General features: G+C 44.5%; 7 protein-coding genes. 1 reads left to right on the top strand and 6 read right to left on the bottom strand.

Features of this window, described 5'->3' with window-relative positions:
- From IJJ71_RS03515 to IJJ71_RS03495, 5 genes are all read right to left on the bottom strand, one after another.
- A partial coding sequence (locus IJJ71_RS03515) for a cache domain-containing protein (RefSeq protein ID WP_367113211.1) occupies positions 1-887 on the bottom strand: 887 nt, incomplete at its 3' end.
- 25 nt (positions 888-912) lie between these two features.
- A complete protein-coding gene (locus IJJ71_RS03510) occupies positions 913-2,640 on the bottom strand; it encodes a methyl-accepting chemotaxis protein (protein WP_296845348.1) in 1,728 nt (575 codons plus the stop codon).
- A complete protein-coding gene (locus IJJ71_RS03505) occupies positions 2,637-3,398 on the bottom strand; it encodes a response regulator (protein WP_296845346.1) in 762 nt (253 codons plus the stop codon). The genes IJJ71_RS03510 and IJJ71_RS03505 overlap by 4 nt, the downstream gene beginning before the upstream one ends.
- A gap of 20 nt (positions 3,399-3,418) precedes the next feature.
- On the bottom strand, positions 3,419-6,895 hold the full coding sequence (locus tag IJJ71_RS03500; protein WP_296845345.1) for an ATP-binding protein: 3,477 nt from the start codon (positions 6,893-6,895) through the stop codon (positions 3,419-3,421).
- Positions 6,892-8,259, bottom strand: a complete 1,368-nt coding sequence (locus IJJ71_RS03495; RefSeq protein WP_296845344.1) for a sensor domain-containing diguanylate cyclase — start codon at positions 8,257-8,259, stop codon at positions 6,892-6,894. The genes IJJ71_RS03500 and IJJ71_RS03495 overlap by 4 nt, the downstream gene beginning before the upstream one ends.
- 173 nt (positions 8,260-8,432) lie before the next feature.
- On the opposite strand from IJJ71_RS03495, the gene IJJ71_RS03490 reads away from it, so the two are divergent.
- Entirely contained in the window at positions 8,433-9,641 is a 1,209-nt protein-coding gene (locus tag IJJ71_RS03490; protein WP_296845343.1) for a GGDEF domain-containing protein, read from the top strand.
- Positions 9,642-9,775: 134 nt separating this feature from the next.
- Here IJJ71_RS03490 and IJJ71_RS03485 read toward each other — a convergent pair.
- Positions 9,776-11,159: EF-Tu/IF-2/RF-3 family GTPase (locus IJJ71_RS03485; RefSeq protein ID WP_296845342.1), on the bottom strand; the 1,384-nt coding region annotated here is incomplete at its 5' end.

The raw sequence follows: 11,159 nt of genomic DNA, 5'->3' as shown, positions 1-11,159 counted from the left end.
GGAACAATCGCGCCCTCAATAAAGGCGTGTGGCGAATAACTCTTTGCGACCATTATGTTCCAGCCGATTTCTTCAAGAGGCTCAAATGAGTAAACCGTGTGCGCATCATCAATGAACGCCTCTCCGATTTCAGCAAGCTCCTCCTCAACATCCTCAAGTTCCGGGATAACGGTGGTAATCGGGGTTTTATTCTCAAGATGGCTCAGTTCCGGGGAACCTGTTGTTTCAAGGGACTTGTTGTAAATGTACATCGAGTACTCTTTTGGCAAGTCCGAGTACAATGAATTCACGAATTCTGAGATTGGAATGCCCGTTCCGATAAGGCCGAGATAGCCTCCGTTTTGATTCCGCACGATACAGTTGACCCACATGAATGTCTGCTTAAGGCCGATGTCGTAGTCAACGTTGAATTCGTAAGCCTTATCGCTTTCCTTTGTAGCCAGATACCATGCGCTTGTCGGATCTTCTGTGTCGAGGGTGTAAAGATATTCGTTATTGGCATAATATTTGAGGTCAGTGTCATTTATCATGAAAGAAAGCTTACTCAAAAATGAATCCTGATAAGCCGCGACCTCAGCAAAGGCAGAATCTTTAAGGTCGTCATCAGAAGGATTCTCAAAATATTTAACGATGAGAGGTGATTTTGCCATCTGGACGGCAAGGGCAATCTGCTCTTTGAAACCTAGCTCAAATTCAAGCTTCATGTTTTTTTGAAGCTGCATAAGCTCTTTGTGGCTCTGATTTTCAAAATTTATGCGTGCGCCCTTTCCGATAACGACAAAACTGGCGGCAAGCAGCACGATAAAAACCAGCACCAAAATCAGTATCATGGCAGGAAACGGCCGTTTTGTTCTCTCCTTCCGCTCTTTCAAGACTTTTAATTTCATTTTATTTCTCCTCACTGTTTTTAAATTATTTTCGCAATTCTTCTGCAATAACCTGCAATTTTTGGGAAGCTTCGGAAACGCTCTCCGTCGCGCCCCGGAACTTGTCTACACCCGAAGCAATCTGTTTGAGAGTGAGAAGAATCTGCTCGCTCGCAACAGCCTGCTGCTGGATGATTGTCGTAATGTCACCGGCACTGTCCGCCGTGATTTCGGAAGCATTTTTGATGCTCGTGAACCGTTCCTCAAGATTCTTCGCATTTGCAACACCGTCACGGATTTTTTCGGTGCCGCTTTCTGAAGCAAGAATAAGCGTGTCGGAACTTTGCTGAATCTCAGTGATTTTGCCCTTGATTTCTTTTGTGCCCTTGATGATTCCGTCTGCAAGGCGGCGGATTTCTGCGGCAACGATATGGAAGTTTTTGCCGGCCTCGCCAGCCGTGCTTGCCTCCAGCTCCGCATTGAAAGCGATGATTTTTGCCTGGTCCGCGACCGAGTTGATGAGGGTGACGATATCCCAGATGTTCTCGATTTTGTCACCAAGTTCCTTGATACCGTCGATTGTGTTCTGGTTCGCGACAGCGATTTCCTTAAGCTGCCTTACATTCTGCTCCAGATAAGACACGCCTTCGGCAACATCGCCGCTCGTTTTTGTGGCAACGCCCGAAACATCCTTGATTTTCTTGGAAATATCTTCCGAAAGCTCCGTATTGTCTTCCATTGTGGCGACAATTTCCTTGACAGCCGCGCTCTGGTCCTGCGCCGTGATTGCGTTTTCTTTTGAAGAAAACGCAAGTTTGTGGGTTTCGTCGATAAGGTGATTACTTGCCGCCCTCTCCTTGGAGCGCATCCTGCTGATAATGAAAGCCGTGATTGCCATGATTATGATGAACAAGATGAAAAATGCGACCGTAAGCAGAATTTTTGTGGCCGTGGAGAATGCGTTCGCATCCTTTACGCTCTTACCAAGGACATAATACCAGCCTGTAATCGGGATTGGCGCGATACGGAAAACATATTTTGTCTTTCCGACCTTTCCGTAAACAAAATCATCCTCAACCTCAAGCAGTTTCTGACCAATTTTATTGTATGCGCCGTTTTTTACGCTCAGGATATTGTCATCAGGCGTATATTCATCATCCATAAAAAAATCGCCCTTAGGAGAAAGGATGAATGACCAGTCGAGCAAATCTGTTTTGACACCGCCGACAAATGCCTGCAAATCTTCCATTGGAAAATCGAATGCTATAACGCCGTCAAGCTCGCCGTCCTTGTAAATAGCCCTTGAAATCGTGACGACAAGCATATCTGTAAGCTCATTGATATAAACGCCGGTATAAAATGTCTCGCCCTCTTTTTCGACCGCACCTGTATACCAGCTGGAATTTGACGGAGAATATCCGTCCGGGATTGAAATATTGGGGCCTGCGAACATTGAGCCGTCAGTGCGGCATCCGTAAAAACCAGGAAATTCTGAATATGCAAGCGACATTTTCTCAAAAACTTCTTCGTTGTCAGAATTTCTTCTATAAAATCCATCTTTGAAAAGGCAGGCCATTGCCTCAACCATTTTTGAAGGAGCAGACATCGTGTTCTCGAAATTAAGAACACACTCACGCACATTCGAATACATGAGCCTGTAAGCCTGCTCCTCGGTAAAATTTGAGACAAGATTGGCGACAATAATCGTTGTAATAACAAAGAAAATTGCGACTGACACACCAATCAGCATCAGTGCCCTTTTTACAAAACTCATTTTTGTAACTCCTCGTTTATAATTCTGTTCTTGAAGAAATCTTTTACCGCCATACGGATTTCATCAGGGGTTTTGCTTTTAAGGATATAGCCCTCCGGCTTCAAGTGAACGACGCTCATTACGCTTTCCTTGTCACTGTTTGCCGTAAGGAAAATTACCGGAAGATTCTTGAAATTCTTGTCTCCACGGATTTTCGTGAGGACAGAAGGCCCTGACATCTCAGGCATTTTGTAATCAAGCAGGACAAGATCAATCGGATGCATGTCCAGGAAAAGCATCGCGGCCTTGCCGGAATTTACGACCGAGACCTCAAATTCATCGCTGAGCCAGTTTTTTATGCTTCGGAGCATGATTGGCTCATCATCAACTACGAGGATGCGTTTTTTTGGTATATCATTTTTTTCGATATACTCCAAAAGCCGTTCCAAATCGAATGAATAGCCTGGGAATCTTACGGACGGAATCTTGTTGAAATACTTTTCTTCGTCAATTCCGAGTGAAATGGATGCGCCGATAAAATAAATGTTGAATCCGATTTTTCTCTGGGCGGAAGCGATTTTGCTGACAACCTGAAAATCCATGTCCTCAGAAAGACAGACGACGACATGGCTGCGCTTGTCATAATCAAGTTCGAGACAGAGTGGATCAGGATAAAACAGCTCAAGCTTCCAGTCCGGGGCGGCTTCCTCAAATTTCTGGACGAAATTCTTTACGACCAAACGAGAATCATCTCCTACAACATAAATTACTCTTTCCATTTTTGATATTCTCCTCCAAATCAGTTGCCATTAAGCAACTCCTGCAAAGAAATAAAATCCACATTTTCTATCATGCTGTGAATTTTCTCAACTTTGTCTTTATATTCTTCGGGAATTTTGAATTTGGAAAGCTCCGACATAACGGAATCAACTCCGTCTATATCAAAACTTTCGGCAAAATTTCCGATTTTCTTAATGTTTGCTGAAAGTTCCGCCTCTGAAATCAAAGGTTTTTCCGCGCCCGCATCCTCATCAAAAAGGACTTCGAGCTTTTTCTTGAAAGCAAGGAAATCATTCATCAGAGTTTTGTGATTCTCAAGGATTTCCTCAGTTTCGCCTTTGTCAGCACAAAGCTCAAGATTTTCCGCGCGCATAGAAAGCCCCATTGCCCCGATAAGCCGGGAAGTGCTTTTGAGCGCGTGAATTTTTATGGCATAATTGCTCCAGTCCTCTCCCTCAAAGAACTGCTGAATCTCCACAACCCGGTCACTGACGGAACTGTAGAATTTTTTAATGCTGAATTCGAGAATAGCCGCCGAACCACAATTAGTAAGGCCGGACATGACATCAATTTCTTCTATTGAATTGAGTTTTTCAATGAAAGGATTTGTGCCGTCTGCAAGTTTCTCACATTCCTCGTCAGAAAGAGCTTCTTCTGGCTCCTCGGCAGGAGTTTCCTGATAATCACCCGGAAGATATTTTATAATCATATCCTCAAGTTTTTCGGGATTTACTGGTTTTGTGAGATAATCAGTGAAGCCTTCATCAATATACATCTGCCTTACGCCAGAAATTGCGTTTGCGGTGAGGGCAACACAAGGCTTATCCTTGCACAAATTGCCGCTGAGAGATTGCATCGCGTGCAGGGTTTCGATTCCGTCCATCTCCGGCATACGGTGGTCAATGAAAATAATGTCGTAGCAATTTTCCTGCACTTTTTCGAGAGCTTCCTTGCCGCTGAGAACCGTATCAATCTTCATGGCAGTCTTTTTGAGAAGCCCTTTTATGACCTCAAGATTCATATCCGTGTCATCAACAAACAAAAGATGTGCCTTCGGTGCATGAAGTTTTTCTTTGTAATTGGCAATTCGGATTTTGTTCTTCTTGTTTTTCGCATTGATGTCGCCGATTTCCGTCCAGTCAATGACTTTTTGCGCGATGCGGAAAGAAAATTCTGAGCCTTGTCCGTACTCGCTCTCAATCTCAAGCTTAGAGTCCATCATCGCAAGGATTCGCGTGACAATGCTCATGCCCAGTCCCGTGCCCTCGATGGTCCTGTTCTTTTCCTCATCAATCCGCTCGAACGGTGAGCAGAGTTTTTCCATGTCGGCTTTTTTGATTCCGATTCCAGTGTCTTTGACCCGGACTTCCAGCATGATTTTATCGCCGCCAACCTTTTCATAATCAACGGAGAATGTTACGCTTCCTTTTCGCGTGTATTTTATGGCGTTTGTCAGAAGATTCAGTATGCACTGCTTGATTCGCACAAAGTCGCCGCAGAGGATTTTCGGGATTTTCTTGTTGACATCGAGGATAAATTTGAGTTTCTTGTGCTTTGCCCTCTCATCAATCATATTGAACAGATCGGTGATGACAGACTGGATTTCGTACTCTTCGGGCAGAATTTCCATTTTGCCCGCCTCAATTTTTGAGAAGTCAAGGATTTCATTTACGATTTCAAGCAGGTTCGTGCCCGCGCTCTTGATGTTAGCCGCATAGCCAAGAATTGTTTTGTCCGCAGACTCCCTGAGAATCATTTCGTCCATGCCAAGAACGGCGTTAATCGGCGTGCGGATTTCATGGCTCATGTTTGCCAGGAACGCGCTCTTTGCCTGATTTGCGGCTGCATTCTTCTCAGCCTCGAATTTCATCCTTGCGCTCTCGGCCTGAAGCTGCTCACGCTCCTTCTTTTCGGCATCGATGTATTCGACAGCCCAAAGGACATGGGTAAGCGTTCCGTCCGGCTTTCTGTCCATCGCGATAAATCGGCCGCGGCACCACTTTCCACCAACGCCAAGGAATTCCTGTGCTACCGTAATACGCCCTTTGAGGCGGTCGTTGATTGTGTCGAGGTTGACGAACGGAAGCAGGCTGTCCCAGGAAGTCTCGTCGGACATCTCCTGCATTACTTCGGGAAGAATTGTCCTCGCATTGCCGACGCTTCGCCGGACAGCATCACCGATGTTTTTCCTGCTGTGGATTTCTGTGAAAGTATTGTGCTCAAGGTCAATCTCATGCATTGAAAGATACATACTAGCCAGGAATTCGCTCTTGCTCTCACTCTCAGAGATGGCAGCCTCTTTTGCCTCGCGCTCCCTTACCGTCTGATCGTGGATATAGTCGATATATTCCCTCATCTGAGAGGTCATTTTACGGATGTTGTCCGAGAGAATTCCAAGCTCATTGTTTGATTTGTATGGAATGTTGATGTAAAGCTCGCCACGGCTCAGCTTGAAAGTAGCTTCGGTAAGGATTCGGATTGGCCGGATAATCCTGTCAGCCGCGAAATTCACCATGACCCAGGTAAGTGAGAAAATCACGAGAAGGATGGTGGCGAAAGTCATGAACAAGTTGAACATCGTCGTGGAATAAACCGTATGCGGAAGGGCAATCACAAGGCTCATCCCGTTCTCAAGTTTTTTGACAAGGCCGGTGTGCTTCATGCGGTTCCAGTAAAAATCTTCCATAGAGTGGGAATTGCCGCCTTTGAACAGGTCAAAGATTGAAGTGACATTCGCAGACTGATCAACTGCATTATTAAACAAATGCGAGCGGTTTGAATAAATCAGATTCTTCTCGCTGCCTATAAGGAGTGCAAGCACATTGTCAGTCGGAAGGGTGTCAACAATATCTTTTAAAACAGCCAGCTTTATGTCCATTCCAACAACGCCAAGCAATTTTTCATTTCTGTAGACCGGGGAGACGAAGGCAATAATCTGCGTGTCGAGGTTCTTGTTCTCGTAAGGATTCATCCAGACAGGCTTTTTCGCCCAGACAGGAATATAATACCAGCCGACATATTCCGTCTGACCAGTAGAATACATGCTCAAATCAGTGTTGCGGATTTTTACGAAGCCCGTCCTCTTGTTGCCCCGGTAGAAAATTCCTGTTTTTGGGCCGAATCGCTCCTGCTCCATCCTGAAATAAACTGAGACAACGCCTTTTGGATTGCCGGGATAGTTCGTCATCACATCGGCAATCTCCTCCATATATTTTTCTTCGTAGGAGGAATCGTTTAAAAGTCTCTCCTCGTCCAGGGTCTTTAAAATATAGTTTTCCGCGACATATACGGCTTCCTCAATGGTGGCAAAATTCATATCAAGCTCAGTCTGCTTCTTTTCAGCCATGAGGAGGACAGAGTGCGCGACATCTTTCCTGATATGCTTGCTGTTTGAAATAAAACTTACGGCAGCAGTAAGCGAAAAAGTGATGAGAACAAGGGCGTAAACACCTATTGAAGTTTTAGCACTAAGGGAATAACTGCGCTTATCAATCATAGTTCTCTTTTAACCCCATTTCCACCGGCTGCCTTCATTCCATAGCATAGCTGAACAGCCCTGTGATAGTTCGTCTTGATGCTCTCAGAAAGATTCACCTCAACGACCCCGACAGAAACAGAGACATCCAGATCTTCCTTTACGATGGTGCAGAATTCAGTGAATTTTCTTTCGGCCTCGTCAGCATGGGCTTCATAGAAGATGACGAATTCATCCCCGCTCCAGCGGAACATGATTCCCCGATCCCCGATTATATTCTTTGCCCGCTCAACGACCCCGATAAGAATCATGTCACCGTCCTTTGTCTCATTCTCAACTTTGAAACGGTCTATATCGAATATGACAAGGGTTTTGTAGCGCGTAGTATTGAAGATTCCAAGCTCCCCGAATGAATTTTTAAGATAATTGCGGTTTGGAAGGCCTGTGAGATAATCCTCGGTATCATCGGTGCTCTCAAAATGACGGGATTTTTTGATTTTTTCTGGATAAAGATTCACCAAAAGGACAGCAAGAAGGAAGAAATATGCGGCTCCGACAAGAAACATAACGCCGAGAGATTTTTCGCCCAGCCCGATATTCTGAATTACAAGATACCAGTCCAAATCTTCGATATATCGAACCATGCGGAAGCCGCCGAAACTGCGCTCCATATAGCTGAATTCATTTTGACTTGCCTTATCACTCAAAACCTCGGAAATATAGGCATTATTGATGTTGGTTGAGTCAGTATCAACCTGAACAAGACCTTCCTTATCGACAAGATTGATTTTTACTCCGAACCCGGCCTCGCACTTAGAAAGCAGAGACTGCATTTCATCCATGAACACGCCGACTCCGCACACGCCCAAAAGATTTTCATCAGAATCTTCAAGCCGAGCATTGACGAACACAGCCCACCTGTAGTCATAAACCTCACCACGGTCAGGCTCAAGCCGGTAATTTTTGCCGGACTCCAAGAAAAGCTGATACCAGCTGTCATAAGGGTCTTTCTGAGGATTTACGATTTTGGAGATTCCATTTATAGTGTAGTATCTGTGCGTCTTTTCGGAAATGACGAATGCAACTTCGTAGCCGAATTTTTCTTTTATGGAAGCGAGATATTCAGCTATTACAGAAGCCATTTCTACCTCGCTCATGGATTCTTCGTTCTTGAGGGCATACTGCAAAAGCGTATCTGATGCCATGAATTTTGAGATAATGACAGGCTTTGTTATTTCAATGGAAAGAGAATCATAAAGATGATTTGCAAGGAGCTTGTTTTTTTCGATGTCAGGCTTTGCCGTGCGCATGATTGCAGGAGTCAGCAAACCAAGAAATACAACCGAGAACAAAACAAATATAGCAATCAGAACTTTTTTTATCATCCCTCTCCTCCGGAAAGTCCTATTAGAAAATTATAACACAGAGAAAGAAAATTTGCGATTTTTTTTAAGATTTTTTTACGAATTTGCCAAAATGACTGAATTTTTACTTTTAAAATTCTTAAAGTTGTGTTAAAATTCTAAACTGTGAAGGAATCTAAAAAAGAGAGGGAAAAATGTACTATTCAATCATCGGAATTCTTGCTTTATTAATACATGTCATCGTAAATTACTATGTTCTCAAGCCTCCAGTAACATCCGACATCCTGCCTGCACATCATTCTTACCGACGCTTTCTTTTTTCTGTAATCGGATATTATGTAACAGATGTTTTGTGGGAACTTTTAAATGCACTCGGACTCATGAAGATGCTATTTGTGGAAACTACGATCTATTACGCAATAATGGCAATCACGGTCTTTTTATGGATAGAATATGTCATCGCTTATATAAAAGAAAAGAGTTTTTTCACGATTCTCTTACAATACATAGGTTTCATTTTCTTTGTTTTCCAGATTGCAGTTCTTATCTTTAACTTTTTCTTCGATATTGCTTTCTGGTTCGGCGATGACGGAACCTATTACACGGGAACAGCCCGACACATCTGCCTTTTTATCCAGCTCATAGTTTTCCTTACAACGGCAATTTACATGCTCACCATCATGTTCAAGTCCACAGGAAACACCAGACAGCGGCACCGCACAATCGGATTTTTCGGGCTTAACATGTCAATTTTCATTATTCTTGCGACACTTTACCCGCTCATGCCTTTCTATGCAATCGGCTATGTCGTAGGAACATGTCTTTTGCACACTTTCGTGCTTGAGGATGAAAAAAAGGCAAGGCACGCGGAGCTTGAAAAACTTCTGCAGGTCGAGGAAATTCAGGAAGCGGAGCTTTGCGGTGCAAGGCAGATGGCATATACAGATCCGCTCACCGGCGTAAAAAACAAAAATGCCTATTTTGAGGATGTTGACGGCATCGAAAGGCGCATTGAGGACGGCAATCTTTCTGATTTTGGCATTATCGTATTCGATGTGAACAATTTAAAAATCGTCAATGACACAAAGGGGCACGAAGAAGGCGACAAATACATCAAGACGGCAAGCAAGCTGATTTGCCATGAATTCAAGCACAGCCCGATTTACCGAATTGGCGGAGACGAGTTTGTTGCTTTCCTTATGGGCGAAGATTTTAAAAACAGAAACATCCTGATTGCATCTTTCAACCAGAAAGTCGAAAAAAACAAGCAGGATGGTAAGGTCGTAATTTCCTGCGGTCTCGATGAATTCAACCCAGAAAAAGACGACAGCTACATGCGAATTTTCACGCGCGCCGACAGTAAAATGTACGAGCGCAAAAAGGAATTAAAAAGCCGAGTCTAAGCCACCCTGCTTAACCTGGAAGTGTGCGAATTCCTCGAACAAAAAATCCATCCGTGGATTTTTTGATTCGTACGAGAATTTTCTGACGAAAATTCTCTCTTTGCTTTTACCTTGCATCCCTGCAAGGCTCAAACTTACAAACCTCCCATTTTCGTTTGAAAATGGGAAAATTCCATGCTGAAAGAGGCACGGCCCTGTGTTACTGAGCGCAAGTTTGTTGAGAATCCGAACATTTTTGCCATTGGTGCGATACAGTGAACGATTTCACCGCTGGCTTTGCTGTCCTGTCCCTGAATCATTCCGCCACGCTGAGTAATCTGGCTGATTGCGTCGCCTACGAACTCAAGAGGGCAAGAAATATCTACATTCATTACTGGCTCAAGAATCTGTGGAATAGCTTTGTTTGCAGCCTCGTCAAAAACCTGAGCTGCGCACGCTGTGAAGGCAAAAGGAGTGCCTGTAAGCTCGTTGTAGTCGATTTTTGTGACTTCAACGCCGACATCAGCACAAGGATAGCCATATTTGATTCCAGAAGAGAATGAATTTTCGATTCCGGCTTTGATTGCGTCGTAAATTTCTTCCGGGATATTGTTGTCGCGAACTGAGCATGAATAAGTGTTGCCCATGCCCTGCTCGTTCTGCTTGATTTTGATTGTGAGGCCTGCAGCATTGTCCTTTCCTGCAAGGTTCTTTTCCCAAGTTGAAGAAACTTCTGCTTCGTTTGTGACAGACTCGCGGTAAGTTACCTGTGGAGCACCTACATTTGCTTTTACGCCAAAATCGTCCTTCATGCGGGTAACGAGAACATCAAGATGAAGCTCACCCATGCCAGAAATAATCAGCTGGCCAGTCTCGGCATCCTCATGGCTTGTGAAAGTAGGATCCTCGCGGCTCATGATTGCAAGTGTTTCAACGAGTTTGTCCTTGTCGCTCAAAGTCTCCGGCTCGATTGCGATTGAGATAACTGGCTCCGGGAATTTAAGGCTTTCAAGAAGGATTGGCATTCCTTCGCTTCCCAAAGTGTCGCCAGTCTGAGAAATTTTGAGGCCGACGAAAACTGCGATGTCACCAGCCTGAACAGAGTCCATCTGCTCCATGTGATTTGCGTTTACGCGCAGGATTCGGTTGATTCGCTCACGCTTTTTCTTTCCGACGTTGAGAGCCTGACTTCCTGCCGTGAATTTGCCAGAGTAAACGCGAACGAATGCGAGAGCGCCCATCTCGCGGTCCTGCTGGATTTTGAAAACAAGACCGAGAGGCATTTTCTTTTCATCGCATGGGATTTCAACCGGTTCTTCCTTGTCTTTTTTGACATGAAGGCCTTTTGCAGGCGGCACGTCTGTAGGGCAAGGAAGATAATCAATTACGGCATCAATCAAAGGCTGAACGCCCTTGTTACGACGAGCAGTACCACACAAACATGGAACAAGAGTGCGGTTGATTGTGAGTGTGCGGAGAGCCTTTTTGAGCTGCTCGTTAGTGATTTCGCCACCCTCAAGATAAATCATTCCAAGCTCG

The organism is Treponema sp., from assembly GCF_017430385.1.
Lineage (GTDB): Bacteria > Spirochaetota > Spirochaetia > Treponematales > Treponemataceae > Treponema_D.
The sequence above is the reverse complement of the archived record's forward strand: the minus strand, read 5'-3'. Positions and strand labels throughout refer to the sequence as shown.